The organism is Sphingomonas cremea, from assembly GCF_021502585.1.
Classification (GTDB): Bacteria; Pseudomonadota; Alphaproteobacteria; order Sphingomonadales; family Sphingomonadaceae; genus Sphingomicrobium; species Sphingomicrobium cremea.
Genome location: NZ_JAKFGM010000003.1, coordinates 375,126 through 402,029, shown reverse-complemented (window position 1 = coordinate 402,029; position 26,904 = coordinate 375,126). Strand labels below are relative to the sequence as shown.

The 26,904-nt window shown below is 63.4% G+C and carries 30 protein-coding genes and 1 tRNA gene; 20 read left to right on the top strand and 11 right to left on the bottom strand.

Annotated elements, in window-relative coordinates:
* Positions 1-29 precede the first annotated feature (29 nt).
* The 3 genes from LVY65_RS12285 to hslU are packed head-to-tail and all read left to right on the top strand — an operon-like array spanning position 30 to position 2,340.
* Entirely contained in the window at positions 30-443 is a 414-nt protein-coding gene (locus LVY65_RS12285; RefSeq protein WP_235068542.1) for a holin family protein, read from the top strand.
* A gap of 32 nt (positions 444-475) precedes the next feature.
* Positions 476-1,045, top strand: a complete 570-nt coding sequence (gene hslV / locus LVY65_RS12280; RefSeq protein WP_328282526.1) for an ATP-dependent protease subunit HslV — start codon at positions 476-478, stop codon at positions 1,043-1,045.
* Positions 1,042-2,340: an ATP-dependent protease ATPase subunit HslU gene (hslU, locus tag LVY65_RS12275; RefSeq protein WP_235068540.1), complete on the top strand. Its 1,299-nt coding sequence runs from the start codon at positions 1,042-1,044 to the stop codon at positions 2,338-2,340. Before hslV ends, hslU begins: the two co-directional genes overlap by 4 nt.
* Here hslU and LVY65_RS12270 read toward each other — a convergent pair.
* On the bottom strand, positions 2,328-3,026 hold the full coding sequence (locus tag LVY65_RS12270; protein ID WP_235068539.1) for a TIGR02117 family protein: 699 nt from the start codon (positions 3,024-3,026) through the stop codon (positions 2,328-2,330). The genes hslU and LVY65_RS12270 overlap by 13 nt on opposite strands.
* A gap of 50 nt (positions 3,027-3,076) precedes the next feature.
* Positions 3,077-3,153 (bottom strand) — tRNA-Pro (locus LVY65_RS12265).
* 149 nt (positions 3,154-3,302) lie between these two features.
* Here LVY65_RS12265 and yajC point away from each other — a divergent pair.
* From yajC to LVY65_RS12220, 9 genes are all read left to right on the top strand, one after another.
* Positions 3,303-3,632, top strand: a complete 330-nt coding sequence (yajC, locus tag LVY65_RS12260) for a preprotein translocase subunit YajC (protein WP_235068538.1) — start codon at positions 3,303-3,305, stop codon at positions 3,630-3,632.
* Positions 3,632-5,224, top strand: a complete 1,593-nt coding sequence (gene secD, locus LVY65_RS12255) for a protein translocase subunit SecD (protein ID WP_235068537.1) — start codon at positions 3,632-3,634, stop codon at positions 5,222-5,224. Before yajC ends, secD begins: the two co-directional genes overlap by 1 nt.
* A gap of 16 nt (positions 5,225-5,240) precedes the next feature.
* Complete coding sequence (gene secF / locus LVY65_RS12250) at positions 5,241-6,194, top strand: protein translocase subunit SecF (protein ID WP_235068536.1); 954 nt, start codon at positions 5,241-5,243, stop codon at positions 6,192-6,194.
* Between the two features lie 76 nt (positions 6,195-6,270).
* Positions 6,271-7,065, top strand: coding sequence for an outer membrane protein assembly factor BamD (locus LVY65_RS12245; protein WP_235068535.1), 795 nt, complete (start codon positions 6,271-6,273; stop codon positions 7,063-7,065).
* A gap of 19 nt (positions 7,066-7,084) precedes the next feature.
* Complete coding sequence (gene recN / locus LVY65_RS12240; protein WP_235068534.1) at positions 7,085-8,737, top strand: DNA repair protein RecN; 1,653 nt, start codon at positions 7,085-7,087, stop codon at positions 8,735-8,737.
* A complete protein-coding gene (locus tag LVY65_RS12235) occupies positions 8,734-9,450 on the top strand; it encodes a dienelactone hydrolase family protein (RefSeq protein ID WP_235068533.1) in 717 nt (238 codons plus the stop codon). The genes recN and LVY65_RS12235 overlap by 4 nt, the downstream gene beginning before the upstream one ends.
* Positions 9,447-10,097, top strand: coding sequence for a hypothetical protein (locus LVY65_RS12230; RefSeq protein WP_235068532.1), 651 nt, complete (start codon positions 9,447-9,449; stop codon positions 10,095-10,097). The genes LVY65_RS12235 and LVY65_RS12230 overlap by 4 nt, the downstream gene beginning before the upstream one ends.
* A gap of 64 nt (positions 10,098-10,161) precedes the next feature.
* A complete protein-coding gene (gene ligA, locus LVY65_RS12225; RefSeq protein ID WP_235068531.1) occupies positions 10,162-12,186 on the top strand; it encodes an NAD-dependent DNA ligase LigA in 2,025 nt (674 codons plus the stop codon).
* A gap of 9 nt (positions 12,187-12,195) precedes the next feature.
* Complete coding sequence (locus LVY65_RS12220; RefSeq protein ID WP_235068530.1) at positions 12,196-12,621, top strand: RidA family protein; 426 nt, start codon at positions 12,196-12,198, stop codon at positions 12,619-12,621.
* 31 nt (positions 12,622-12,652) lie between these two features.
* Here LVY65_RS12220 and LVY65_RS12215 read toward each other — a convergent pair whose 3' ends face one another.
* The 5 genes from LVY65_RS12215 to LVY65_RS12195 are packed head-to-tail and all read right to left on the bottom strand — an operon-like array spanning position 12,653 to position 17,838.
* On the bottom strand, positions 12,653-13,543 hold the full coding sequence (locus tag LVY65_RS12215; protein WP_235068529.1) for a 50S ribosomal protein L11 methyltransferase: 891 nt from the start codon (positions 13,541-13,543) through the stop codon (positions 12,653-12,655).
* Positions 13,540-14,466, bottom strand: a complete 927-nt coding sequence (gene bla / locus LVY65_RS12210; RefSeq protein ID WP_235068528.1) for a subclass B3 metallo-beta-lactamase — start codon at positions 14,464-14,466, stop codon at positions 13,540-13,542. The genes LVY65_RS12215 and bla overlap by 4 nt, the downstream gene beginning before the upstream one ends.
* Positions 14,456-15,157, bottom strand: coding sequence for an SDR family NAD(P)-dependent oxidoreductase (locus LVY65_RS12205; RefSeq protein WP_235068527.1), 702 nt, complete (start codon positions 15,155-15,157; stop codon positions 14,456-14,458). The genes bla and LVY65_RS12205 overlap by 11 nt, the downstream gene beginning before the upstream one ends.
* A 38-nt stretch (positions 15,158-15,195) precedes the next feature.
* A complete protein-coding gene (locus tag LVY65_RS12200) occupies positions 15,196-16,473 on the bottom strand; it encodes a methyl-accepting chemotaxis protein (RefSeq protein ID WP_235068526.1) in 1,278 nt (425 codons plus the stop codon).
* Between the two features lie 18 nt (positions 16,474-16,491).
* Positions 16,492-17,838: a methyl-accepting chemotaxis protein gene (locus LVY65_RS12195; protein ID WP_235068525.1), complete on the bottom strand. Its 1,347-nt coding sequence runs from the start codon at positions 17,836-17,838 to the stop codon at positions 16,492-16,494.
* A gap of 148 nt (positions 17,839-17,986) precedes the next feature.
* On the opposite strand from LVY65_RS12195, the gene sdhC reads away from it, so the two are divergent.
* Genes sdhC through sdhA form a run of 3 tightly spaced genes read left to right on the top strand, consistent with a single transcriptional unit; the run spans position 17,987 to position 20,574 of the window.
* Positions 17,987-18,382, top strand: a complete 396-nt coding sequence (sdhC, locus tag LVY65_RS12190; protein ID WP_235068524.1) for a succinate dehydrogenase, cytochrome b556 subunit — start codon at positions 17,987-17,989, stop codon at positions 18,380-18,382.
* The gene (gene sdhD, locus LVY65_RS12185) at positions 18,379-18,771 is read left to right on the top strand and encodes a succinate dehydrogenase, hydrophobic membrane anchor protein (RefSeq protein ID WP_235068523.1); all 393 of its coding nucleotides are present in this window, start codon (positions 18,379-18,381) and stop codon (positions 18,769-18,771) included. Before sdhC ends, sdhD begins: the two co-directional genes overlap by 4 nt.
* A gap of 3 nt (positions 18,772-18,774) precedes the next feature.
* Positions 18,775-20,574 (top strand): succinate dehydrogenase flavoprotein subunit, encoded by a 1,800-nt coding sequence (gene sdhA, locus LVY65_RS12180; RefSeq protein ID WP_235068522.1) that lies wholly within the window; start codon positions 18,775-18,777, stop codon positions 20,572-20,574.
* Here the strand turns inward: sdhA and LVY65_RS12175 are convergent.
* A complete protein-coding gene (locus LVY65_RS12175) occupies positions 20,568-21,017 on the bottom strand; it encodes an RrF2 family transcriptional regulator (protein ID WP_235068521.1) in 450 nt (149 codons plus the stop codon). The two genes, sdhA and LVY65_RS12175, sit on opposite strands and share 7 nt — an antisense overlap.
* Positions 21,018-21,099: 82 nt before the next feature.
* Between LVY65_RS12175 and LVY65_RS12170 the strand changes: the two genes are divergently transcribed.
* The 5 genes from LVY65_RS12170 (at position 21,100) to LVY65_RS12150 (ending at position 24,280) form a co-directional block, all read left to right on the top strand.
* On the top strand, positions 21,100-21,579 hold the full coding sequence (locus LVY65_RS12170; RefSeq protein WP_235068520.1) for a group III truncated hemoglobin: 480 nt from the start codon (positions 21,100-21,102) through the stop codon (positions 21,577-21,579).
* Positions 21,572-22,012 (top strand): hypothetical protein, encoded by a 441-nt coding sequence (locus tag LVY65_RS12165; protein ID WP_235068519.1) that lies wholly within the window; start codon positions 21,572-21,574, stop codon positions 22,010-22,012. Before LVY65_RS12170 ends, LVY65_RS12165 begins: the two co-directional genes overlap by 8 nt.
* On the top strand, positions 22,009-22,329 hold the full coding sequence (locus LVY65_RS12160; RefSeq protein WP_235068518.1) for a DUF1971 domain-containing protein: 321 nt from the start codon (positions 22,009-22,011) through the stop codon (positions 22,327-22,329). Before LVY65_RS12165 ends, LVY65_RS12160 begins: the two co-directional genes overlap by 4 nt.
* A gap of 85 nt (positions 22,330-22,414) precedes the next feature.
* Positions 22,415-23,377, top strand: coding sequence for an MBL fold metallo-hydrolase (locus LVY65_RS12155; protein WP_235068517.1), 963 nt, complete (start codon positions 22,415-22,417; stop codon positions 23,375-23,377).
* A 42-nt stretch (positions 23,378-23,419) separates the two neighbouring features.
* Entirely contained in the window at positions 23,420-24,280 is an 861-nt protein-coding gene (locus tag LVY65_RS12150) for an LOG family protein (RefSeq protein ID WP_235068516.1), read from the top strand.
* Positions 24,281-24,300: 20 nt separating this feature from the next.
* Here LVY65_RS12150 and LVY65_RS12145 read toward each other — a convergent pair whose 3' ends face one another.
* The 3 genes from LVY65_RS12145 to LVY65_RS12135 form a co-directional block, all read right to left on the bottom strand.
* A complete protein-coding gene (locus LVY65_RS12145) occupies positions 24,301-24,984 on the bottom strand; it encodes a c-type cytochrome (protein ID WP_235068515.1) in 684 nt (227 codons plus the stop codon).
* Positions 24,985-25,049: 65 nt separating this feature from the next.
* On the bottom strand, positions 25,050-25,910 hold the full coding sequence (nudC, locus tag LVY65_RS12140; RefSeq protein ID WP_235068514.1) for an NAD(+) diphosphatase: 861 nt from the start codon (positions 25,908-25,910) through the stop codon (positions 25,050-25,052).
* Positions 25,900-26,904 (bottom strand): A/G-specific adenine glycosylase, encoded by a 1,005-nt coding sequence (locus tag LVY65_RS12135; RefSeq protein ID WP_235068513.1) that lies wholly within the window; start codon positions 26,902-26,904, stop codon positions 25,900-25,902. The genes nudC and LVY65_RS12135 overlap by 11 nt, the downstream gene beginning before the upstream one ends.

Here is a 26,904-nt window from a genome sequence, read left to right as displayed (position 1 = left end):
TTCATCAACTTCCCCTCCGGAGAAATCCTATGGCAATCATCGAAGCAATCGTCGGGCCGGTGTCGAAGCTGCTCGACAAGATCATTCCCGACCCTGAGGCGCGCGACCGGGCCAAGCTTGAGCTGATCAAGCTTCAGGGCGACCAGGACATGGCGGCGATCGGCGCGCAGATGCAGGCGATCGTCGTCGAGGCCCAGTCGCCCGACCCCTGGACCAGCCGCGCCCGGCCGAGTTTTCTCTACGTGATGTACGCCCTGATCCTGTGGGCGATCCCAATGGGCCTCATCGCCGCCGCCGATCCCAAGCTGGCACTCGGCATCGGCAACGGAATGACCGCCTATCTCCGCGGCCTGCCGGAGGAACTCTACGCGCTCTTCGGCACCGGCTACCTCGGCTACACGGCGGCGCGGACCTGGGGGAAGGTGAAGGGGGTCGAACGATAGCGAGGCTTGCGTGCTGGCTCCCGCTTTCCCACATCCCTGCCCAGACCCGAGCGGGAGCTTCTAAATTGGAACAATATCACGGCACCACCATCCTGGGGGTGAAGAAGGGCAGCAAGACGGTGATCGCCGGCGACGGGCAGGTCAGCCTGGGCAATACCGTCATCAAGCCCAATGCGAAGAAGGTCCGGCGCCTCGGCGACGGCAGCGTGATCGGCGGCTTCGCCGGCGCCACCGCCGATGCCTTCACCTTGTTCGAGCGACTGGAAAAGAAGCTGGAAGCGCACCGCGGCCAGCTGCTCCGCGCCGCGGTCGAGCTGGCCAAGGATTGGCGGACCGACAAATATCTCCGCAACCTGGAGGCGATGATGATCGTCGCCGATGCGGATACGATGCTGATCCTGACCGGCAACGGTGACGTGCTGGAGCCCGAGGGCGGGATTGCCGCGATCGGCTCCGGCGGCAACTATGCCCTCGCCGCTGCCCGGGCGCTTTCGGAATATGAGCAGGACCCGGAAGTCCTCGCCCGCCGCGCCATGGCGATCGCCGCCGAGGTCTGCGTCTTTACCAACGACCGGCTGACAATCGAGACGATCGGCGAATGAACGACAACCTCACCCCCAAGGCCATCGTCGCGGCGCTTGACGAGCATATCATTGGCCAGAACGACGCGAAGAAGGCGGTCGCGGTCGCGCTTCGCAATCGATGGCGTCGGCAACGGCTCAATCCCGAGCTTCGCGAGGAAGTGACGCCCAAGAACATCCTGATGATCGGCCCGACCGGTGTCGGCAAAACCGAGATCAGCCGGCGGCTGGCGAAGCTCGCCGATGCTCCGTTCGTGAAGGTCGAGGCGACCAAGTTCACCGAGGTCGGTTATGTAGGTCGCGACGTCGAGCAGATCGCCCGCGACCTCGTCGAGGAAGCGGTACGGCTGGAGCGGGAACGGCGCCGCGAAAAGGTACGAGAGGCAAGCGAAACGGCGGCGATGGAACGGCTGCTCGACGCGCTGACCGGCAAGGGATCGAGCGAAGCGACCCGCGCCAGCTTTCGCCAGCGCTTCGCCGATGGAAGCCTCGATACTGCCGAGGTCGAAATCGAGGTCTCGGAGGCCCCCAACATGCCGTTCGAGATTCCCGGCGGCGGGGGGGTCGGCATGATCAACCTCAGCGAAATGATGTCCAAGGCAATGGGCGGGCCGCCGAAGAAGAGGCGCAAGCTGAAGGTCCGCGATGCCTTTGTGAAACTGGTCGAGGAAGAGGCCGACAAGCGGGTCGACCAGGACGATGTGACCCGGGTCGCACTCGCCGACGCCGAGGCCAATGGCATCGTCTTCCTGGACGAAATCGACAAGATTGCGGTCAGCGATGTGCGCGGCGGCTCGGTCAGCCGCGAAGGCGTGCAGCGAGACTTACTGCCGCTGATCGAGGGAACGACGGTCGCGACCAAATATGGTCCGATCAAGACCGACCATATCCTGTTCATCGCATCGGGCGCCTTCCACGTCGCCAAGCCGGCCGACCTGTTGCCTGAGCTTCAGGGCCGCCTGCCGATCCGGGTCGAACTCAATGCGCTGACCGAGGAGGATTTCGTCCGGATCCTGTCGGCAACGCGGGCCAGCCTGACCGAGCAATATCGGGCGCTCCTGGCGACCGAGGAGGTGATCATCGACTTTACCGACGACGGGATCGCCGCGCTGGCTCGGATCGCGGCGGAGGTGAACGATTCTCTGGAGAATATCGGCGCAAGGCGGCTCCAGACGGTGATGGAAAAGCTGGTGGAAGACATCAGCTTTACCGCGGAAGATCGCGCGGGTGAGACGCTGGTGATCGACGCCGCATTCGTGAAAGGACAGCTGGCGGGCATCGCCAAGAATGCGGACCTCAGCCGCTACGTCCTCTGATTCGCCGGCCGGTAATAGGGCACCAGCCCTTGCACGAACGGCGACCATAAAGGCGTCTTGACCCCGGCAAGGCGCAGGCGGCTGGCGACCCATTGGTTGCAGGTGTGGACGGCGTTGGCCTTGCCGGTTCCGCGATAAAAGGCGTCGCGTGGTCCGTAGCCGGGATGACCGATGCGGATGGGCCGGCCATTCCGGTCGAGTTCGAAGCCGGCCCGGATCGAGGCCCAAAGGCGCCGATACTGCTCCGGCGTCAGGCGGATGGCGCGGGCGGCAAAGGTCGGATCGCGAGTCCATTCGACATGCATCACCCGATCGCCACCGGTAAGCGCGACGGCGGCAGTCTTGAACGAGAGATCGCCCCAGGTTGGCGTTTCCAGGTAAACCCGCCGCTCGCCCGCACCGAACGCGATCCAGTCGGCGTCGGCAGGAACATCGGCGAAGTCGGACTTCGGAAGCAGCGGCCGCCAGTCCAGGCCCTGAGTACTCGCAGGCAGCACGAGATCGACGTGCACGCCGTTGTTGGCGAGGTAGATGGTGATGCCATCGTCCGGCTCCTGCCAGCTGGCGTTCACCGGAATCAGTCCGCCGATCAGCGCGGCCAATAGGTAGAGCAAGGGAATCGCCAAAACCGCGAGTGCGATACGGGCGGGCCAGCTGAGTTTCTTGCGGCGGCGACGGCGGGGCATGAAATGATCCTTATTTCGGGTTCGTCCCCCGGACGAGCCCGAAATAAGGATGGTCGGGGCGACTGGATTCGAACCAGCGACCCCCACACCCCCAGTGTGATGCGCTACCAGGCTGCGCTACGCCCCGACCGGTCGCGCCCTGATGGACGCGAGAGCGGCGCATCTAGTGCCGCGTGGATCGCTTGGCAAGGCGGCCCGCGGCGTGATAGGCGGCCCGCCACTTCCTGTGCTCGGTAGATTCCGCGCGCGCCTTCGAAGAAGAGAATTTCTCACGCCATGACCATAACTTCGCTCCTTGCCGCCGCAGCGCCTTCGGCTGGCGCCAGCTTCTTCGTTCAGACGATCCCGCTGGTCCTCGTCTTCGTCATCTTCTGGTTCCTACTGATCCGCCCACAGCAAAAGCGGATGAAGGAGCATCAGGCCCAGATACAGGCCGTGAAGAAGGGTGACCGGGTGGTCACCGGCGGCGGCCTGATTGGCAGGGTGACGAAGGTCGGTGATGTTGAGGTTGAAGTCGAGCTTGCCCAAGGCATCCGGGTGCAGGCGATCAAGTCGACGCTAAGCCAGGTCGGAAGCGCCGACGCCGCCAAGCCGGCCAACGACTGATGTTCGACTTCCCCCGCTGGAAAGTGTGGCTCGTCACGCTGACGATTCTCGCCGGCATACTGCTGGCGATTCCCAGCCTGTTACCCAAGGACCAGGTCGAGCGCTGGCCAACATGGCTGCCGAGCGCACGGATTAACCTTGGACTCGATATCGCCGGTGGCAGCCAGCTGCTGCTGGAGGCCGACATTGGCGACGCCGCAAAGCAGCGGTTGCAGGCCAAGGAAGAGGAAGTCACGACCGAGCTTCGCCGCGGCGAGCCGCGCATTGCGATTGGCGATGTGTCGACCAGCGGCGGGCGATTGAGCTTCGTCGTTCGAGATCCGACCCAACTCGACGCGGCGTTCGAGCGGATGCGCACCTTGACCCAGCCGCAGGGCCTGACTGGAAACCGCGACTGGGAGGTCAGTACGGTCGACGGCAACCGCATCGTGCTGACCCCGACCGAGGCGGGCGCGAAAACCGCCCTCAAAAATTCGCTGACTGTCGCCCGCGACGTGGTCCGGCGCAGAATCGACCCGGGCGGCACCAAGGAAATCACCGTCATCAACCAAGGCGAGAGGCGGATATTCGTCCAGGTCCCGGGGGTCGAGGATCCCGAAGCGCTGAAGAAGCTGATCGGCCAGACCGCCCGGCTGGAATTCAAGCTGGTCGACCTCAATGCCGACCCGGCACAAGTCGCCGCGGGTCGCGCGCCGCCGGGCAGCCAGGTGCTGCCGATGGCCGACGGCACCGGCGCGGTAGCGGTCCAGCGTCGCGTGATGGTCTCTGGCGAGCAGCTCGTCGACGCCAAGCAGGGCTTCGACCAGGACGGCCGCGCGATCGTCGACATCACTTTCAATGCCGCGGGTGCCCGCCGCTTCGGTCGGGTGACACAGGAGAATGTCGGCAAGCCCTTTGCCATCATTCTTGACGACAAGGTGCTCTCCGCACCCAACATCAACGAGCCCATCCTTGGCGGCCGAGCGCAAATCAGCGGCAACTTCACCGTCGAAAGCGCCAACCAGCTGGCGGTCAGCCTGGCTTCCGGCAAGCTGCCGGTGAAGCTGAACGTAATCGAGGAGCGGACCGTCAGTGCCGAGTTAGGCAAGGATTCGATCGACGCCGGCACCATCGCTTCGATCTTTGCCACGCTGGCGGTGATCGGCCTGATGATCATCACTTACGGCAGGTTCGGCATCTATGCCTCGCTGGCGCTGCTGGTGAACGCCTTCATGATCCTCGGTATCATGGCGGTGTTCAACGCTACGCTGACGCTTCCGGGCATCGCCGGCTTCGTGTTGACGATCGGTGCGGCGGTCGACGCCAACGTGCTGATCAACGAGCGCATTCGCGAGGAACTCAGACGAGGAAGGCGCGTGCTCGACGCTCTGGAGACAGGCTACAAGGAAGCTTCGACCGCGATCTTCGACGCCAACATCACCAACACCATCGCCGCCGCGCTGATGATGTATTTCGGTTCCGGACCAATCCGCGGTTTCGCGGTCGTGCTGCTGATCGGCATCGTCACTTCGGTGTTCACGGCGGTCAATTTCACCCGGATGCTGGTCGCGCTGTGGGTCAAGTCCAAGCGCCCGCGCGCGATCAATATCTGACGGGGATAGGCAACAAATGAAACTGCTCAAGCTGGTTCCCGACAATACCAACATCGACTTTATGAAGTGGCGGAATATCGCCCTCATCCTGTCGATCGTCGCTTCCGTCGCCAGCCTGGTCCTGGTCGGGGTGCGCGGCCTTAACCTCGGCATCGATTTCGTCGGCGGCCAGGTGGTTCGCGCGACATTTGCCCAGCCGGTCAATATCGAGGACCTTCGCGGCCGGGTCTCCTCACTGGGGGTCGGTGAAGCGAGCATCCAGGAATTCGGCGACAACAAGACCTACCAGATTCGCCTGCCCAAGCCTTCCGGCCCCGATGCGGCCGCCAACCAGGTGGTCACCGCGGTCCGCGGAATGATCATCAAGGATTATCCCGGGGTCAAAGTAACCGCGGGCGAATCGGTTTCGGGCAAGGTCAGCGAGGAACTGGCCTGGGACGGAGCACTGGCGATCGGCTTCGCGATGCTTGGAATCGCCGTTTACATCTGGTTCCGGTTCGAATGGCAGTTCGGCGTCGGAGCGCTGATCACACTGTTCCACGACGTATCGATGGTACTTGGCTTTTTCGCAGTCACCCAATTGCAGGTCGATTTGAACATCGTTGCGGCGTTCCTCGCCATTGTCGGCTATTCGCTCAACGACACGGTCGTGATCTATGACCGTATCCGCGAAAACTTGCGAAAATACCGAAAGATGGAGATCGTCTCGCTGCTCAACTTCTCGTTGAACGAGACGCTTTCGCGGACGATTGTCACCTCTTTGTCGATCATGCTGGCTCTGGCAGTGCTGCTGATCCTTGGGCCCGACGTCCTTTTCGGCCTGACGATCGCTATCTTGCTTGGCACGTTCATCGGTACCTATTCGTCGATCTATATTTCCGCGCCGGCGCTGGTTTGGATGGGCCTAAAGCCCGACAGCTTCATCCGGGCGGAGGCCGAAGACGACGGAACCGTGGCAAGGCCCGCCTGAACTTTTGGGCGAAGCGGGCTGTCGCCCTGGCGAAAGCCCGCTTGGCCTTCTCAATTGCCCGCGCTAGGAACGCTTCATGGTGAACAAGACCCGTATCGCGGCGCTGTTGCTGCTGCCCGTAATTTTGCTTCCCGTCGCCGGCTGCGCCGGCAACAAAGTCAAGGGCGACACCGCTTATGTCGCTCGCGACGTCAACACGCTCTACAGCCTGGCCAAGCAGCGGGTCGATCGCGGCGATTATGAAGAAGCTGCGAAGCTATTCGACGAGGTCGAGCGACAGCACCCCTATTCGGTCTGGGCTCGCCGAGCCCAGCTGATGAGCGCCTTTTCCTACTATATGGCGCAACAATATCCTGATGCCGTCAGCTCGGCACAGCGGTTCCTGACGATCCATCCGGGCAACAAGGATGCGGCCTACGCCAACTACCTCATTGCGATGAGCTATTATCAGCAGATCGAGGACGTAACGCGCGACCAGAAGATTACCCAGCAGGCCTCCGACAGCTTCAACGAGCTGATCCGCCGCTATCCGCAAAGCCGCTATGCGTCCGATGCCCGACTGAAGCTCGACCTGATCAACGACCATCTTGCCGGCAAGGAGATGGAAGTCGGCCGATTCTATCAGCGCTCTGGCAATTGGCTGGCCGCCGCGACCCGGTTCCGTACGGTGGTAGACAAGTATCAGACAACCACTCACACGCCTGAAGCGCTTGAGCGACTGGTCGAAACCTATCTTAATCTCGGCCTGCCTCAGGAAGCGCAAAAGGCAGCCGCCGTGCTTGGCGCCAATTATCCGGGCAGCAAATGGTACAAGCGAAGCTATGACCTGATCCAGCGGCACCTGCCGGCCGCTGCCCAGCCCTCCAGCTAATCCGAAACGGCGGCGGCCGGTGCTGAGGCAGCTGTCGATCAAGGATGTGGTGCTGATCGACCGGCTTGAACTTGAGTTCGAGCCGGGTCTTGGCGTTCTGACCGGCGAGACGGGGGCAGGAAAATCGATCCTGCTTGACGGCCTCGGCCTGGCGCTCGGCGCGCGCGCGGACACCGGCCTGGTCCGGGCCGGCGAAACGCAGGCGATCGTCGCCGCCGAATTCGAACTCCCCGCCGACCATCCGGCCTTCGCCCTGCTTGCGGAGCAAGGGATCGAACCTGAAAGGGGCGAGCCACTGCTGGTCCGCCGCACATTGAAAGCCGACGGCGGCAGCCGGGCGTTCGCCGGCGGGGCCGGCGTTCCGGCATCGTTGCTGCGCGACATAGGCAATGGCCTGGTCGAGATTCATGGACAGCATGACGACCGTGGGCTGCTCAACCCGCGCGGCCACAGGGCGCTGCTGGACCTGTTTGGAAGGATCGATACCGCCCACGTCGAGAACGCATGGGCGGAAGTGGAGCGACTGTCGGGCGAGCTGACCGACGCGCGCGAAGCCGCGGCCGAGGCCGAGCGCGACCGGGAGTGGCTGGACCATGCCGCAAAGGAAATCGCCGCACTCGCACCTGAACCCGGCGAGGAAACCCTGTTGGCGGAAGAGCGCGCGGCGATGCAGGCCGGCGCCAGGGCAGGCGATACTCTGACCGGCCTAGACGAGTTGCTTGGCGGCTCCGACGGAGCTTTGGCCCAGCTACGCACCGCTGCCCGCAGGATCGAACGCGGCGCGGCGGAACATCCCCTGCTCGCAGAAGCGCTCGCCAGCCTCGATCGCGCCTTGATCGAGGCTAGCGAAGCCGAGGATCGAATAGGCCGGGCTGCCGAAGCAATGGCGTTCGATCCCGCTCGGCTCGAAGCGGTCGAGGCGCGACTGTTCGACATTCGCGGCTTGGCCCGAAAACACCGGGTCGAGCCTGACGAACTGGCGGCGTTGGGTAACCAGTTGGCCGCCAAACTGGCCTTGATCGAGGCTGGCGGGGAGCGAATTTCGATACTGGAGGCCGAGTTGGCTGGAGCGCATGCTCGCTATGAAGCGGCTGCTCAATTGCTGAGGCAGGAAAGGACGCAGGCGGCCGCCCGGCTTGATGCCGCTGTCGCGGAGGAATTGGCCCCGCTCAAGCTCGACGCGGCCAGGTTCCGTACGGCGCTTGGCGAGGCTGAGCCGGGCGCTTCAGGCATCGACCGGGTCGAGTTCGAGGTGTCGACCAACCCCGGTGCCCCGTTTGGCCCGCTCATTCGCATCGCGTCAGGTGGGGAGCTGTCACGTTTCATCCTGGCCTTGAAGGTCGCGCTGGCGGAAGCGGGGGACGCAGCGACGATGATCTTCGATGAAATCGACCGCGGCGTCGGCGGCGCAGTAGCGAGCGCGATCGGCGAGCGGCTGGCACGGCTCGCGCAGAAGTCGCAACTGCTGGTCGTGACGCACAGCCCGCAGGTCGCGGCCCGCGCCGCGCATCATTATCGGATCGAAAAGGCGCATGAGGACGGGGTCACCCGCACCTTCGTGCGAAAGCTGACGGCCGAGGAGCGGCGCGAGGAAATCGCGCGAATGCTTTCGGGCGCAGCAATTACCGATGAGGCACGCGCCCAGGCGGCACGGCTACTGGAGGCAGCATGAGCGAACAGAAATCCATCCTGCACGAATATAATGGACAGACCCTGGACCATCTAATTGTCCATGACGGCACCGGTCGCGTCCTGCCTACGGTGATTATCATCCCTACCGTCATGGGGGTGCAGCCGCTGGAAATCGGCTTCGCCGAAAGGTTGAACGACCTGGGGTACCATGCGGTCATCGCCGACCTGTTCGGTCGCCGCTTCACCCCGGTCGTCGACAAGGAGGCAGCCTTTGCCGCAATGGGCGAACTACGCGCCGATAGGGCTGCGCTTCGCGATCGGCTGCTGGCGATCGTCGACGTGGTCCGGGTGCGGCCCCATGTGGACAGCGCGCGCGTCGCTGTCATCGGCTATTGCTTTGGCGGACAGTGCGCGCTGGACGTAGCCCGGTCGGGGGTCGACATCGCAGGGGTCGCGAGCTTCCACGGCCTGTTCGATCCACCCGGCCTGCCGCCTCGGCCGATCAAGGCCAAGGTCGCCGCCTATCATGGCTGGGACGACCCGATGGTCCCGCCGGAGGCGGTTGTCGCGCTTGGCAACGAACTTACGGCGGGCGGTTGTGACTGGCAGATTCACGCCTATGGAAATGTCGCGCACGGCTTTACCAATCCCAATGCCAGCCAGATGGGCATCAAGGGCGTCGAGCATAATGAAGCGGCCGCCCGGCGCAGCTGGGCGAGCCTTGAATCGTTCCTGGACGAGGTGTTTCGTTGATCGACCAAGCGGCCGCTGATTATCGGTCGAGGGGCTATGCTCACCTACCGGACTTTGTGCCGCGCGAAGTATGCACCGCGATACTCGCACGGATGAAGACCGACCTTGCGCGGCAGGGAATGCAGCTTGCCAGCCTGGAGCAAGAAGGGCCGCTTCTGCGCTCAGCAGCGCCGGAGCTGTACGGCCATCATTATCCGATGTTCGCCAGTTTCCTGTGGGGAATGACCCCGGCAGTCGAGCAGCTGACTGGCCTGGAGCTGCTCCCAACCTATGCCTATTTCCGCCTTTATCGCCAGGGCGACATTTGCCGGGTGCATGGCGATCGACCGGCCTGCGAGCACAGCCTTTCCCTTACCCTTGGCTATAGCGATGAAATTGCATGGCCGCTGGAGGTTTCGACCCAACGGATCGAGACGCCGTTCGCCCGGATCGACGACGATTTCGCCTTGGCCGAGGTGGCTGGTTCGGTCGCAATGCAGGCAGGGGACGCCGTGCTCTACCAAGGGGTCCATCATCATCATGGCCGGACGATGCCAAATCCCAACCGCTGGTCGGCGCACCTGTTCCTTCACTGGGTTGCGCGCGACGGGCCCTATGCCGGCCATGCGTTCGACGGCCAGCCGCCGCCGACACAGGTCGACTTCTAGTGAGCGGTCCGGGTAACCCTATGTATAGCGCGGTGAAGATGGCCGAATATCTGGCGGGGATGGTATGAACGAAGCGGAAGCCGCCAACCGATTGATGCGCCTGGCCAGGCTGATCGCTCATCATGATAAGCTCTATCACGACCAGGATGCGCCGGAGATTTCGGACGCGGATTATGACGCGCTGGTGCGCGAGAATCGAGAGCTGGAGGAGCAATTCCCGCATCTCGTCCGGGCGGATTCGCCCTCGAAGCGGCTGGGTGCGGCGCCGACCTCCGCGCTGGCCAAGGTCACCCACGCCCGGCCAATGCTCAGCCTCGACAATGCGTTCAGTGCCGAAGAGGCTCGCGAGTTCGTGGCGCGGGTCCGCCGGTTTTTGAACCTTTCCGACAGTGAGCCGGTGGCCCTTACCGCCGAGCCGAAGATCGACGGCCTCAGTTGCTCGCTGCGCTATGAAAATGGCCGATTGGTTCTGGCCGCGACCCGCGGCGACGGGACGGTTGGCGAGGACGTCACCCCCAATGCCCGGACGATCCGCGACATTCCGCAGGTGATCAAAGGCGCGCCGGACATACTGGAGGTCCGAGGCGAGGTTTATATGTCAAAGGCCGATTTCGCGGCCTTGAACGAGCGGCAGGAAGCGGCGGGCGGAAAAATCTTCGCAAATCCGCGCAACGCCGCCGCCGGTTCGCTTCGGCAGAAGGATGCCAGCGTCACCGCGTCCCGACCGCTGTGCTTCCTCGCCCATGGTTGGGGGGAAGTCAGCGAGCCGCTGGGGACGACGCAAAGCGAGGCGATGGCAAGGCTGGCGGGCTGGGGCTTCCCAGTCAGCGACTTGCTCAAGCGCTGCGCCAAGCTTGACGAAGCGCTCGCCCATTATGCCCTGATCGAGCATGAGCGCGCCGACCTGCCCCTCGACATCGACGGCGTAGTCTACAAGGTTGACCGGCTGGATTGGCAGGAGCGGCTCGGCTTCGTCTCGCGCTCTCCTCGATGGGGCCTTGCCCACAAATTCCCGGCGGAGAAAGCCGAGACAACGCTGGAAGCGATCGACATCCAGGTTGGCCGCACCGGCAAGCTAACCCCGGTTGGGCGACTGAAGCCGGTCGGGGTCGGCGGGGTGATCGTACAGAATGTCACCCTCCACAACCGCGACGAAATTGCTCGCCTTGGCCTTCGCGTCGGCGACCGGGTGCGGATACAGCGCGCAGGCGACGTCATTCCGCAGGTGGTCGAGAATCTGACCCGAGACGAGAAGCGCGAGGCCTACGAATTTCCCGACCATTGCCCGGAATGCGACAGCGAGGCGGTTGCGGAGGAAGGCGAGGTCGACGTTCGCTGCACCGGCGGTCTGATCTGCCCAGCGCAGAGGATAGAGCGCCTCCGCCATTTCGTGTCGCGGGGGGCAATGGATATCGACGGGCTGGGCGAGAAGAGCATCGTCGAATTCGTCGAGTTGGAATGGTTGCACGGCCCCGCCGACATCTTCCGCCTCAAAGGCCATCGCGGCGAACTGATCGGTCGCGAAGGCTGGCAGGAGAAGTCGGTCGACAATCTGCTGGCTGCCATCGAGGCGCGTATCGGTTTCGATCCTGCGCGCTTCCTGTTCGGTCTTGGCATCCGCCACGTCGGCGCGGTGACGGCGAAGGATTTGATGAAGGCGTTCGGCACAATCGAGGAGCTGGAGCGGGTCGCGCGGGGCGACAATGCGGTTTCCGAATTGTCGGCGGTTGAGGGGATTGGCGGAATCGTAGCGGAGGCAATCGTCGATTTCTTCCACGAGCCGCACAACCGGGAGGAACTGGGCGAGCTATTAGAGCTGGCGCGTCCCGCCGCCTTCGTCTCGACCGCGAGGCTGACCGAATGGACCGGGAAGACCATAGTCTTCACCGGCAGCCTGGAAACAATGAGCCGCGACGAGGCCAAGGCACAGGCGGAACGGCTCGGCGCGCGTGCCGCGGGATCGGTTAGCGCCAAGACTGACCTGGTCGTCGCCGGGCCGGGCGCGGGGTCGAAGCTGAAGAAAGCCGAGGAGCTTGGCATTCGTGTGATTGGCGAGGCCGAGTGGGCAAAGATTGTGGCGGGGGCTTAGGAGGCAGGCATGCACATACCTCCCGACCCCGTCGGGCTTTATCAGCCGTTCACCCGCTCGGGCGATCTCGTTGCGATTTCGGCGATCAGTTCCGCGCATGAGGGCGCACTGGTTACCGGCAAGATCGGGCGCGATCTCGACCTCGCCTCCGGTCAGGAGGCGGCAAGGCGGGCGGCCGAGAACCTCCTCGCGGTCCTGACGGAGGCTGCCGGTGGAGATGTTGACCGGATCGATCAGATGCTGGTGGTGCGGGGCTATGTGAATGCCGCGGATGATTTTCCATCGGTTCACAAGGTGATTGATGCGGCTTCGGGGCTCATCATTGCGCGGCTCGGCGACAAGGGGCGACATGCCAGGACGGCTCTGGGGTGCGCGACCTTGCCGAACAATAATGCGGTGACGCTCGAGGCCATTGCTGTCGTCCGCTCAACCTAAACCTGCATCCGACAATGGACATGGGGCCGATTCAGACGGCTTCCATCACTAGGACACACCATTCCCCCTCACCCCGCTCAACCACCTTCATCCCCTCCGCCTCATAAGCCGCGACGACCGCGTCGGCCTGCGTGTCGAGCAGGCCTGCGAGGATAACGCTGGCGCCGGGCGCGACCGATTTAGCGAAGGCGGGGGCAAGGTCGATCAGTGGACCGGCGAGGATGTTGGCGATGAGCAGGTCGAACGGGGCGCGGGCGGTGATCAGCGGGTGATCCATGCCATCGGCGACCGCCAGTAACAGCTCGCCGGGGCCGTGGCCGAGCTTCACCCCGTTGATCGCGGCATTCTCCCGGCTGACGTCGACCGCGATCGCGTCGATGTCGGTAGCGATGGCCCTGGCTTCCGGCCACAGCGCCATGGCCGCGAAAGCGAGCAGGCCGGTGCCGGTACCGACATCGGCGATATTGGCGAACAGCTTGCCTGACATCTCCAGCCGGTCGAGCGCGGCCAGGCAGCCGGCGGTCGTGTCATGCTGGCCGGTGCCAAAGGCCAGGCCGGCGTCGATCTCGAAGCTGATCGCGTCCGCCGGGCGGTCGGCATAATGCATCGGCGTGTGGACGAAGAAGCGCCCGGCGCGGATCGGGCCGAGGCCCGACTGGCTCATCGTCACCCAGTCGGTGGTATCCTCCAGATGCTCGACATCGGGCTCGCCATTCAAGGCGAGGCGTCGCAGGAGCACAAGCTCTTGCGTGGTCGGCTGCTCGGCGAAATAGGCGTGGATGCGCCAGTCGTCGGGGGCGTGTGGGTCTGGCTCGTCGGCGACGATCACCGGTGGCTCATCGGCGTGAGCGAACAGGTCGGCGGATTCAGGGAGCGCTTCAGCCTCGGCCCGGGTGCAGCGAAGCGTTACCCGCCAGCTCATTTGGCGGCTTCTTTTGCCAGCCGATCGTCGAGGCGCTTGCTCAGCGCAGCAGCATAGTTACGGCAACCGGTGGGGTCGAACAGAGGCAGCTTGCCGGTCATCCGTTCCTTCATCGCACTCGCCGAAGGGTGCGGGGTCAACAGGATTTCGCAGCGAGTGTTGGCGATCTTGGCGATCGAAGCGCGATAGGCGGCGAGATAGTCTGGATGGTCCGAAAAGCGATAATCGTCGCGACTGATTGGTGACAGGCTGTCGGCATAAACCATCGTCCGGCAGACGCCGCCGTCGCAGCTCTCCCAGCGCCAGCTCAGTGCCCCGGGCGTATGACCGGGCGTCGTCATGGCGGTCAGGTTGAGATCATGAAGGCGGACCTCACCTCCGTCGCCGATAACCCGGCCGACCGTGGCAGCGGGAAATGGCTTGTGCATTCCCGACTGCGGGTCGTCGGTGCTGGCCACGCCCGTATTAAGAACCTTTTCCGCCGGCGCGGATGTTACCAGCGTAGCGCCAGTCAGCTGCTGCAGCCGGGCCATCCCGCCGACATGGTCGAAATGCTCGTGGCTCATCAGCAAATATTTGATGTCACCAAGCCGAAAGCCGAGCTGCCGGATATTGTCGGCGATTAGCTCCGCCCCCTTCTCGGTTCCCGCGTCGATCAGGACATGGCCTTCGTCGCCCGTGATCAAGATGGCGGAAATGCCGCAGGTGCCGACCAGGTAGGTATTGGCGTGGATCCTCACTGGCGGGGCAGGCTGGTCCCAGTCGGTGGAATCGCCGCACGTCGCGGCCCATTGCGGGCCCGATTCCTCGATCGGCGCCTTAGGACGTTCGATCTGTCGGGGCGTCTTCTGCAGAGGGATGGTCAGGATCGGGGATTGCGCGGCAATTGCAGCAATGGCGAGGGTGGCCAGCCTAACGAACATAGCTGGCTCCATTCAGGTCGATGACCGATCCAGTCGAGGCCGCGGGCGCATCGATCACCAGCCAGCGGATCGCCTCGGCGACCTCGGCAGTGTTCGTAACGCGGCCAAGGGGAATGTCGGCGACGATTGCCGCGCCGCCGCGACCCCGAAGATATTCCTCGGTCATTTCCGACACGGTGAAGCCCGGCGCGACGGCGAATGCGAGGATATTTTCTGCTGCATAGCCCCGGGCAATGGTCTTGGTCATGCCAATCATCGCCGATTTGGACGCAGCATAATGCCAATGCTGGGGAGAATCGCCGCGAAAAGCGGCGCGGCTTGCGACGTTGATAATGCGCCCGCCGCCATGCTCGCGAAAATGGCGAACCGCGTGGCGGCAGAGGTCGGCGCTCGCTTGCAAATTGACGGCGAGGGTTCGCGCCCAGGCGGAGTGCCATTCCTCGTCGGACGAATCGTCGGCGACACCTTCGTAGATGCCGGCATTGTTGACCAGCACGTCGACCCGACCGCCAAGCTGATCCAGCGCGGCTTGCCAGATTGCACGGGGCGACGCGGGCTCGGCGAGGTCGCCGGCGATCAACCCGCCGCCGCCCCTGGTCGAATGGCCCGCAACGCGATGGCCTGACTCGGTGAGCGCTTCGAGCGCGGCCGCGCCGATTCCACGGCTGGCGCCGGTAAGAAGGATGTTCATGTGCCCCGACTAGCGGGGCACGAGGCGACGGGGAAGCGTCACGCCGCCAGGTGAGCGACAAATTCCTTGGTCTTGCGGGTGAAGTCCGCGATCTGGTCGGTGAAATTGCCGAAACCCTGTTCGACCTGGTCGATGTCCTTGGCCACCTGCTCGGTGTCGGATCGGATCGCGGCAATGGTGGAACTCATCGAGTCGGCGGCAAGCGCAGTCTCATCCACCGCAGCCGTGATCATTGTTACCGTCTGTGCCTGAAGCTCCATCGCCTGGCGAATTCGGCCGGCGCTGGTCTGAACCTCTTCGACCGTCGCACTGATCGAGCCATTGGCCTCCACCGTCTGCTTGGTGGCCTGCTGGATCGCGGTGATCTTGTTGGTGATGTCGTCAGTGGCCCGGGCGGTCTGGGCGGCCAGGCTCTTCACTTCCTGAGCGACGACTGCGAAACCGCGACCGGCATCGCCCGCGCGCGCGGCTTCGATGGTGGCATTGAGGGCCAGCAAATTGGTCTGGCCGGCAATGTCGCGAATGAGGCCAAGAATCGATTCGATTGCCTCGACATGGTTCGACAGGGCCCGTGATACTTCGACGGCCTTTTCCGCCTGATCGCCCGCGCGAGTTGCAACACCCGACGCCGTTTCGACTTCAGAGCGAGCATCCTCGATGGCACGAATGAGGCCGGCCGCCGTCTGGGCCGCTTCCCGCATCGCCACCGCCGATTGCTCCGCTGCTGCGGCAACTTCGCTGGTCTTGCCCAGCATGCCGCGAGTCGAAGAAGCGGTGGCCCGCGTACGCTCGGTCAGCGCGGTCGACTGGGCGCCGGTAGAACGAACCAGGTCGGCAACGCGGCGCTCGAACTCCCCGCTCTCGCGTCCGCGCGCTTCGGCGGCCTCATTGGCTTCAAGCAAAGCAACCTGGGCGAGGATGATATCGGTCTCGTAACTGGTGAGCCGCTGCAGCGAAGTGACGCATTCGCGAAGAATTTCCGGTTGGTTCGAGAAGCAGTCGAACAGTCGACGGATGATGGCGCTGATCAACTGGTCGCGCTTGGCAATATAGGCCGGGACCGAGCTTTTCTCATGGTACAGGCGGCGGCCGTACTCGGCGACTTGCTGAATCCAATCGGCATCGACCGGCGTGGTGTAATGCACGCGCGCCTTGGCCGCGGCGTCGTCGCCGAATTGGTCGCGCACCTCGGACTCGATGATTTCGCCGGCATGCATCCACAGCTCGCGAATATCGCGGTCGAGGGCCCCGCCTGAATTATATGCTTCAAGTCGATTGGTCACTTGGCTGTCCGTCAATGGCTGCAACGCGGTCATGGGGATGCCCCTCCCGGGTTAGGCGGCGAAGGTTGAAACAAACTCGTTCGTGGCGGAACGAAAGTCGGCGATGCGGGTCGAAAAGCGTCCAAAGCCCTGCTCGACCTGGTCGATGTCCTTGGCGACCTGCTCGGTGTCGGAGCGGATCGCGGCGATGGTCGAAGACATTGAGTCGGCGGCGAGCGCGGTTTCGTCGACGGCGGCGGTGATCATTGTCACCGTCTGCGCCTGCAACTCCATCGCCTGGCGAATGCGATCGGCGCTGGTCTGCACTTCTTCGACCGTGGCGCTGATCGAGCCATTGGCTTCGACCGTCTGCTTGGTCGCGGCGGTGATCGCGGTGATCTTGTTGGTGATGTCGTCGGTCGCGCGCGCAGTCTGTGCGGCGAGGCTCTTCACTTCCTGTGCAACGACCGCGAAACCGCGTCCGGCATCGCCCGCACGTGCCGCCTCGATGGTGGCGTTCAGGGCAAGCAAGTTGGTCTGGCCGGCAATGTCGCGAATGAGTCCGAGGATTGATTCGATCGCTTCCACATGCGCCGACAGCGCCTGCGAAACCTTGACCGCCTGCTCGGCCTGGTCCCCGGCCCGGGTCGCGACCCCGGCCGCATTTTCGACCTCCGTACGGGCATCCTCGATCGCGCGGATCAGGCCGGCCGCGGTCTGGGCCGCTTCGCGCATCGCCACCGCCGACTGCTCGGCCGCCGCGGCGACTTCGCTGGTTTTGCCGAGCATGCCGCGGGCAGCGGTGCTGGTTTGGCCCGCTTGCGCGCGCAATTCCTCGCTCTCCCGAGTACAATCCTGGACCACGCCCATCACCCGGCTGTTGAATGTGCCTGCCTGGTGCGACTGGGCCCGGTCGCTTTCCTTGCGGGTGATGACGATTGCGTGGTGGATGAATGCATCGATCTCGACAGCCTGGATTTCCGACAGCGTCCGGGCGAAGCGGACGCGATCGTCAGTGTCGCTGACCTGGCTACGCAAGGCAGCATAGGCCGCTTCGGTTTCGGCGTTGATTCCGACCAGCAGGGTCGACAGCGTAAGGCCGTTGCCGAGCGCACTTTCGACGAAGCCCTGGGCCTGGTCGGTCCATTGGGGATGGTCGAGCCGCTCGAATTTCGATTTGATGAAAGGGACGATCCGATCGGCCAGCTTGTCGATCTTGGCATCGTCGAATTGGTCTTTAACCTCCGGCGATCGGGCATAACGGCGCCAGAATTCGCGTGCCATCTCCTTGGCCTCGCCGGAAATGATCGTCCACAACTGGCGGGCGCGCTCGGGAAGGTCGCCGCTTGCATCGTAAAGGCGAAGGCTGCGCGCCAGATCATATTCGCCGCTTGACGTTCCCTGCACCACATTCGCCATTGGACCTTGAACTCCACCGCAAGACGTTGCCTTCAGTTCCGCTATGCCTAGCAATGGTTAAGAGGCGGTTAGCTGTCGGCGGCGACCTTGCCAGCCGCGCCGATGCTGCCTAGGGGTGCACAGCCTTCCAACAGCGGTTTGAGGACCCATGAACAGCACTCAAGAGCGACCCTTGTCGCCGCACCTGACGATCTGGAAGTGGGGACCGGCGATGCTGGTCTCGATCCTCCACCGCGTGACCGGCGGAGCGCTTACGGTGGTTGGGCTGGCAGTCCTCGCCTGGTGGCTGGCTGCGATCGCCGGCGGGGATGAGGCCTATGCGGGTTTCACCAAGATCGCTGGACATTGGGCGGGCCTGACCGTGCTGGCTGGACTGACCTGGGCCTTCTGGCAGCATTTCTTTTCCGGGATCCGTCACCTTGTGCTCGATACAGGTGCCGGTTTTGAGCTTCGGGTCAATCGTTTCTGGGCGGTGATGACGCTGGTCGGATCGCTGTTCGCGACCGCGCTCACCTGGTACTTCCTGATCGGGGTGGGCAAATGAGCCAGGGTGAGAGCGCGACGCCGCTGGGCAAGGTCCGTGGCCTGGGTTCATCGGGCGAAGGCGGCCATCATTGGCTTGAGGAGCGGTTCACCAGCGTTGCGCTGGTGCTGCTTTCGCTGTGGCTGGTCTTCTCGATCCTGATGCTGCCGGTGCTCGATCGGGCGACACTCAAGGAATGGCTCGGCTCGGCCTGGGGCGCGATCCCGATGGCTTTGTTGATTATCGCCGCCTTCAAGCATGGGCTCGACGGGCTCAAGGTCGTGGTCGACGACTATGTTCATGACGATGGCAACCGGATCGGCCTTCATTTCGCACTCAACATGGCAGCGATCGCCGGCGCGGCGATCAGCCTGTTCGCACTAGCCAAGATCGTGTTTGGAGCCGCCTGAGAAATGACTGCCTACAAGATCATCGACCATGTCTATGACGTCGTGGTCGTCGGTGCAGGTGGCTCAGGGCTGCGTGCCACGATGGGCGCGGCCGAAAAAGGACTGAAGACCGCCTGCATCACCAAGGTTTTCCCGACCCGCAGCCATACCGTCGCTGCCCAGGGTGGAATCGCCGCCAGCCTCGGCAACATGGGTCCGGACCATTGGACCTGGCACATGTACGACACGGTCAAGGGGTCGGACTGGCTGGGTGACCAGGATGCGATCGAATATCTGGTTCGGGAGGCGCCGGCGGCGGTCTATGAACTGGAACATGCCGGCATGCCTTTCAGCCGCACCGCCGAGGGCAAGATCTACCAGCGCGCCTTTGGCGGCATGATGCAGAATATGGGCGAAGGCCCGCCGGCGCAGCGGACCTGCGCCGCCGCCGACCGCACCGGCCATGCCATGCTTCACACGCTCTACCAGCAGAGCCTGAAATATGACGCTGACTTCTTCATCGAATATTTCGCGCTTGACCTGATCATGGAGGATGGGGCGTGTCGCGGCCTGGTTGCGCTGTGCCTGGACGACGGGTCGATCCACCGTTTCCGTGCGCAGGCGGTGGTGTTGGCGACGGGCGGCTATGGCCGTGCCTATTTTTCCTGCACGGGCGCCCATACGTGCACCGGCGACGGCAATGCCATGGTGCTCCGTGCCGGCCTGCCGCTGCAGGACATGGAGTTCGTCCAGTTCCACCCGACCGGCGTCTATGGTGTCGGCGTGCTGATCACCGAGGGCGCGCGCGGCGAGGGCGGCTACCTGACCAATTCCGAAGGCGAGCGCTTCATGGAGCGCTATGCGCCGAGCGCGAAGGATCTTGCCAGCCGCGACGTCGTGTCACGCTCGATGGCGATGGAGATTCGCGAGGGGCGCGGGGTCGGTGAGCGAAAGGATCATATCTTCCTTCACCTCGACCATATCGACCCGAAGATTCTTCACGAACGGCTGCCCGGCATCACCGAAACGGGCAAGATTTTTGCGGGGGTCGACTTGACCCGCCAGCCGCTTCCGGTCGTGCCGACCGTCCATTACAATATGGGTGGAATCCCGACCAACTATCATGGCGAAGTAGTCACCCTGAAGGACGGCAATCCCGATAGCGTTGTCCCGGGTCTTTTCGCCGTTGGCGAAGCGGCGTGCGTGTCAGTCCATGGCGCCAACCGCCTTGGTTCCAACAGCTTGATCGACCTTGTCGTGTTCGGCCGCGCCGCTGGCTTGCGGTTGGCTGAGGTGATCAAGCCCGGCGCCACCCAGCCGCTCTTCAAGGATGGCGCTGCCGACTTGGCACTGGCCCGGCTCGACAAGTTCCGCCATGCCGAGGGATCGCTTCCGACGGCAGAAATCCGCGACGAAATGCAGCGGACGATGCAGGCAGATTGCGCGGTGTTCCGCACCGAGCGGACTCTCGCTGAGGGCGAGGCCAAGATTGACGCCATTTACAAGAAAATGGCCGACGTCCGCGTGTCCGACCGCAGCCTCATTTGGAACAGCGATCTCATCGAAACGCTCGAGCTCGACAATTTGATCGCCCAGGCGGTGGTCACCATGCATTGCGCGGCCAACCGCAAGGAAAGTCGCGGTGCGCACATGCATGAGGACTTCCCGAAGCGTGACGACAAGAACTGGATGAAGCACACCGCCGCCTGGTTCGACGGATGGGGCGGCCAGGGCGGCAAGGTGAAGATCGATTATCGCCCTGTGCACGCCTACACGCTGACCGACGAGGTCGAATATATCAAACCGAAGGCACGGGTTTACTGAGCCCGCGCTGAAATGCCTTCGGGCGCGAGGCGGCGAAGCATCGGCCATCGTTCACTGACGAGGTCGGCGAGGCTGTATTCGTCGAGATGGTCGAGAAAGGCCCTGAGAGCGCCAGCCAGGGCGGGCCTCAGGCCGCAGACCCCGTTGATTGCACATCCCGGGCCGCCGCCCATGCAACTGACGAAACTGTCGAGGCTTTCGAAGCGTCGCACCACATCTCCGACATTGATGTCGCTGGGCGGGCGGGCGAGGCGCATGCCGCCGCCGCGACCGCGATAGGTCTGGATCAGGCCTTCGCTCTGCAGGCCCTGCGCAACCTTGGCCAGGTGATTTCGCGAAATGCCATAGCGCCTGGCGATCCAGTCGACCGACAATTGCTCCTCGCTGGCGGCGAGCGCCATCAGGATTCGAAGGGCGTAGTCGGTGTGGAGGCTTAGCTGCATTAAAATACGCATATTATATATTGATTTTAACCGCAACCGCTTTAAAAGGTATGTCATATACCTATTTAGATGAGTCGTTGCGATGACATCCAGACCAAATCGCGTCAGATCATTCGCGCTGGATGCGCGGCAGGCGAAGCGCGCGGAGGCGATATCGATTGGGATCGACGCCAACTACATCTCTTCCTTCGTCGAGCGTTTTTACGCCCGCGTCCGCGGCGACGAATTGCTCGGCCCGATCTTCGGGGAGCGCATTGCCGACTGGCCTGCCCACCTCGAACAGATGAAGCGATTCTGGCGCTCGGTTCTGCACAACAGCGGTGAATTCAACGGCAGTCCGATGCGCAAGCATGTGGCGATCGACGGGCTAGAGGAGCGTCATTTCAGGCGCTGGCTGGCCCTGTTCCACGACACGCTCCGTGATGGCGAAGTCCATGCCGAGGCCACATCCCACGTCGGAACCAGGGCGCGCACGATCGCGGAGAGCCTGCTCACCGGCGTCAAGCTTCATCGTCACGGGCTGGCCGGCAGCAGGATAGGCAAGGAGGTATTCGATGTTTGATTTTCGCCAGGAACGGTTCGACGAAATTTACTGTGCAGAGGTTGAGTTCCACGGGCCGGACGAGCGTCAGGCAAAGCCTTCAGCAACCGTCGTCCAGCCCGGTTTCCAGCTGCCTTCTTCGATCTGGGCGCTGATGGTGGGCTGCTATGCCATTTTTTTCGGTGGCATGACCGCATTGGTTGCCGGCAGCGGCTATGCCTTGTTCATGGTGGTGATCTCGGCCCTCTATGCCGTCGTTTTTTTCGGTACCGGTACGCTTCTCGCGAACTTGTCCGGCCCGGCTGACAAATCGCCGCTCGACAAGGGGCAGGCGCTGCCCACCTGGTGCGGGCCAATGAGCCGTGGTTCGGTATATGGGCAGGTCCTAATTGTCCCGATTGGAATCGCCATGTTCGGGACGGCGGTAGCCGTGATCGGAGCGCTGACATCATGACCATGGTGCAACACGGCAGCGATGCCCTCAACCGGCCGAACGACCTGCCGGTCGATGCCGTCTGCTATTGGCAGTCAGGCGAACTAAACCAGCATAGCCTGCCTGCCGGGCTGACCCGCGAGCATTGGCTGAAGGAGGGCACCTGGGGTCTATTGACCCTGTTGTCCGGGTCGATCGGCTTCAACTGGGACGACGCGGATGGCGGAACGGTCGAGCTGTCGGCGCCGGCGAGGATGGTCATACCGCCTACCATCCGCCACCATGTCGATAAGCGAGGCTCATTTACGCTGCAGATAGAATTCTACCGCCAGGCTTAGGCCGCCGTTTCCTCCCGCCCGTTCATCGAAGCACCCTTGCCCGTGCCGCGGGCAAGTGGCTCCCTCTCCGCCGAGGGGGCATTCGATGCGCACATCAATCCTTGCAGCAGTCGCATTGTTATCGGCAGGCGCGCCGATTCATGGGGCGCGACCGAGCAGTTTCCACGTCATTTCCGGCTCGGTTCCGGCGGACAGGGGACCGGATGGCAACAGCATCTTCATCGATGCCCCAGCGGGGCTGATCCTGGTCGACACCGGTCGGCATCCGGATCATGCGGAAAAGCTGTTGGCTTATGCAAAGGACCGGGGGCGGCCGATCGCGGCGATCGTCAACACGCACTGGCACCTCGACCATACGACCGGCAATTATGACATCCGCCAGGCTTATCCTGCGGCTCCGGTTTATGCGACGACCGCGATCGAAGGCGGGCTCGTCGGCTTTCTCGGCCGCAATAGGGAGCAGGCGGACAAGATCCTCGCCGACCCTAAAACGCCGCCGGAGCGCAGGGCCGAAATCCTTCGCGGTCGCTCGGTAATCGACAATCCGGACAGGCTTCGGCCGACAATACCTATCACCGCCAGCGGGCCGATGCGGATCGCGGGTCGCAAGATCGACATCCATGTCGCGCATTTCGCGGCGACCGAGGCCGACCTGTGGCTTTATGTTCCGGAAGAAAGGCTGGCGATCGCTGGCGACCTGGTGGTCGACATCGTGCCCTTCATGGACACTGCCTGTCCCGACGGTTGGAAGAAGGCCCTCAGCCAAATCGAGGCCATGCCATTCGTCACGTTGATCCCCGGCCATGGCGCACCAATGGATAAGGCCCAGTTCCTTAGCTGGAAGCGTGCATTTGATGTGTTCGTCGATTGCGGCCGGTCGACGCGGCCGAAAGCGGAATGCATCGCCGGATGGAAGCGCGACGCCGCATCGTTCATCGACCCGGCACACTCCGAATATGTAACGGAGGCGGCCGATTATTACATCGACACGCGGCTGCGCTCTTCGCCCGAGGAGCAACAGAAATACTGCAAGCCACTTGGCGTTTGAGGCTTTGCGCAATCCGCGGCGTGCCGCTAAGCCCGCGCGCTGATGACCGATCCCAAACCTCCGAAACGCATTTTCCCTCAAGCCAGCACCGATGCGCGGGCCGCCAAGCATGTGCCGTCTTCGCCACAGACCGAAAGCGCGGCTTATCGGCTGGCTTTCCAGGATACGGAATTTCTGCTGCGCGAAGATCTTCGCCCGGTCCGTTTCCAGCTGGAGCTGCTGAAGCCCGAGTTGCTGATGAATGAGGCGAACATCGCCTCGACCTTTGTTTTCTACGGATCGGCCCGCGTTCCCGAGCCGTCGAAGGCGAAGGCGTTGCTTGATGCAGCACGCACCGACTGGGACAAGAAGGTTGCCGAGAGGCTGGTCGCCAAGGCGCATTATTATGACGAGGCGCGAAAGCTTGCGGCGCGAGTCAGCAAGCACCCGGTAGACGAGGACGGCAAGCGGCACTTCGTCGTCTGCTCGGGTGGCGGTCCGTCGTTCATGGAGGCGGCCAATCGCGGGGCCCAGGATGTTGGAGCAGAGTCGATCGGGCTCAACATCGTGCTTCCCCATGAGCAGCTGCCCAACAATTACGTCACTCCGGACCTTAGCTTCCAGTTTCACTATTTCGCGCTGCGGAAGATGCACTTCCTGCTGCGTGCGCGTGCGGTGGCGGTGTTCCCGGGCGGTTTCGGCACATTCGACGAAATGTTCGAGCTGCTGACGCTGATCCAGACCGGCAAGGTCCGCCCGTTGCCGATCCTGCTATTCGGCCGCGAATTCTGGGAGCGCGTGATCGATTTTCCGGGACTCGTCGAAGAGGGCGTGATCAGCCCGCATGACCTTGACCTGTTTACCTGGTGCGAGACGGCCGACGAGGCATGGGACGCGGTTTGCGCCCATTATGAAGTGTGCTGAGCTAGCGCGTTTGCGCCGCCTTATTGGCTGACCTTGGCGGCCTCGCCCCCCATGCTCTTCTGACCGCCCTTGGCTGCCGTTGCTTCGTTGAGCACCGGCTCGTTTTCGGCCTTCTCGGCGCCGGCTCCAGCAGCTTCGGCCGCGGCCTTGTCGTCCGCAGCGGCGGTCGTCTCCTCCGGTGCTGCAGGCAGCGGCTTTGGCGCGTCGCTATGAGCGTTGAGGAAGGCGATGACGTTGGCTCGATCCTCGGGATTGCCGAGGCCTGCAAAGGTCATCTTGGTCCCAGGCGCGAACTTCTTCGGGTTGGAGAGCCATTCCGAAAGGCTGTTCCAATCCCAGTTTCCGCCCTTGCCCGCCAGCGCCTCCGTAAAGGCGAAGCCATTTGCGCCCTTGCCGATCGGCTCGCCGAGGACGCCCCACAAGTTCGGGCCGAGCGCGTTGGCGCCGCCCTTGTCGGCGTTGTGGCAGGCAGTGCACTTCTTGAACACTTGCTCGCCCTTGGCCGGATCGGCCGAAGCCAGGTAGAATTCGATCGGCTTGGCTGCTTCGCCGCCTTCGCCTTCAACTGCTACGCCTTCGATCGGATAGCCCATCGTTTCGGGCCGATGGGAATTGAATACCTCGCTCGAAACGATCGACGCGCCAAGTGCAACGATTCCCGCGAACAGGACCCAGCCAGCAATAGTGTTGTTGCGATCGTTCATGAAACCCCGTGCGGCCGAGCCGAATTTGGTTGGATTTGGTGCAGCCCTTTAAGGCCCACTCCCCCTTACTTCAAGCCGTCGACCCAACGTTCCAGCAGGGTCCGCGCAATTGCCGAGTGCGGCGGTGCTTGAAAGGACGCGGCGGGACCGCCGTCGAGTGCCGCAACCACTTCTTCGCGGCTGAACCAGCGGGCGTCGTCCAGCTCGTTCGTGTCGATGGTCAGCGAATCGTCCAGCGCCTCGGCATGGGCGCCGACCATCAGCGATGAGGGGAACGGCCAGGGCTGGCTGCAAAGATAGGTGACATTGACGACCGCGATGCCGGCTTCTTCCTTTATCTCGCGGGCGACCGCGTCCTCGATCGATTCTCCAGGCTCGACGAACCCGGCGAGCGCCGAATAGCGGCCCGGCGGATAATGAGGCTGGCGGCCGAGCAGCAAGCGCCCGTCATGCTCGGCCAGCATGATCACCACCGGGTCGACGCGCGGGTAATGCTCCGCGCCGCAGTTGCCGCACTTGCGCGACCAGCCGCCGCGATTGGGATCGGTGACGGTGCCACAGACCGAGCAATAGCCGTGACGGCGATGCCAGTTGGCGAGGCTGAGCGCCGCAGCGAAAGTCGGCGCCTCCGCGGCGTCGAGCTGCGACAGAAGCTGGAAATGAGCTCGGGCGTCGATCGGGGCATTGCCATCAGGCAGCGAAGAGAAGCGAGGGGAGGGACCATCGAAGCCGAGGAACAATGGAGGATCGCCCACGATCGGCCCCCAGCGCAGCTTGCCCTGCTCGTCGATTGCAGGGGCGCCGTTGTCCCATACGAGCTCCCTTGCCTCGCCGTCGCAGAGCAAGGCCAAAATAGCCACGGGGTCGGCGCGGAGATGGTCGGCGCGATCGAGCCCTGGGCCTGCGAAGAATGGGTCAGGCGGCAAGAACTTCCTTTCGTTCGAGCATGGTTCCAGCCGCCTTGGCATAAAGCGTCGGCAGTCCCGCTTCCGCCAGGTGATCGATGGGCTGCCACCAACCCTCTCCAACAGGCTCGGCCCGCCTGGCAATATGCAGTTCAAGTGTGAAGTGGGTAAAGCCATGCGAGATGCTTGCCTGGCGTTGGACCGTCGGGACATCATCGCCCCATTCCGGTCCGGGCAGTGCGGCCATTCCGCCCAGCATGCCCCTGGCGGGGCGACGAACCAGCCAGATTGCGCCGTCGCGCTCGATCCACCAGGCGAGGCCGTGACGATGCGGACGCTCCCGTTTCAGCTTGGTCGCGGGAAACTCCTCCGGCGCGCCACTGGCGAGGGCCAGGCAATCTGCCGACAGCGGACAAATCGAGCAGGCAGGCCGCCTTGGTCGACAGATTGTTGCGCCCAAATCCATCATCGCCTGGGCAAAATCGCCCGGCCGGTCGGTCGGGGTCATCGCGTCGGCGTGTTTCCGGATGTCGTCGCGCGACTCCTGCAATGTCTGCTTGATGCCACGGTAGCGGGCGATCACCCGCGCAACGTTGGTGTCGATCACCACAGCGCGCGCTCCGAAGGCAATCGCTGCAACCGCGGCGGCGGTATAAGCACCGAGGCCGGGAAGCTTGCGCAGTTCGGATTCCGATGGCGGGAAGCCGCCTCGCGCCGCGACTTCCCGGGCGCAGGCAATGAGGTTGCGCGCCCTGGCGTAGTAGCCAAGCCCGGCCCATTCCATCAGCACCTCTTCGTCGGGGGCTGCCGCCAGTGCATCGATCGTCGGCCAGCGTTCGATTAAGCGGCGAAAACGCGGCGTGACCGTCGCAACCGTCGTCTGCTGCAGCATGACCTCGCTCAACCAGACGAAATAGGGGTCGGGAGGCGGACTTCCCGGAGGGCTTCGCCAGGGCAAGGCCCGTGCGTGGCGATCATAATGGTCAAGTAGCTGCTTTGCAGCACTGGCGGGCAT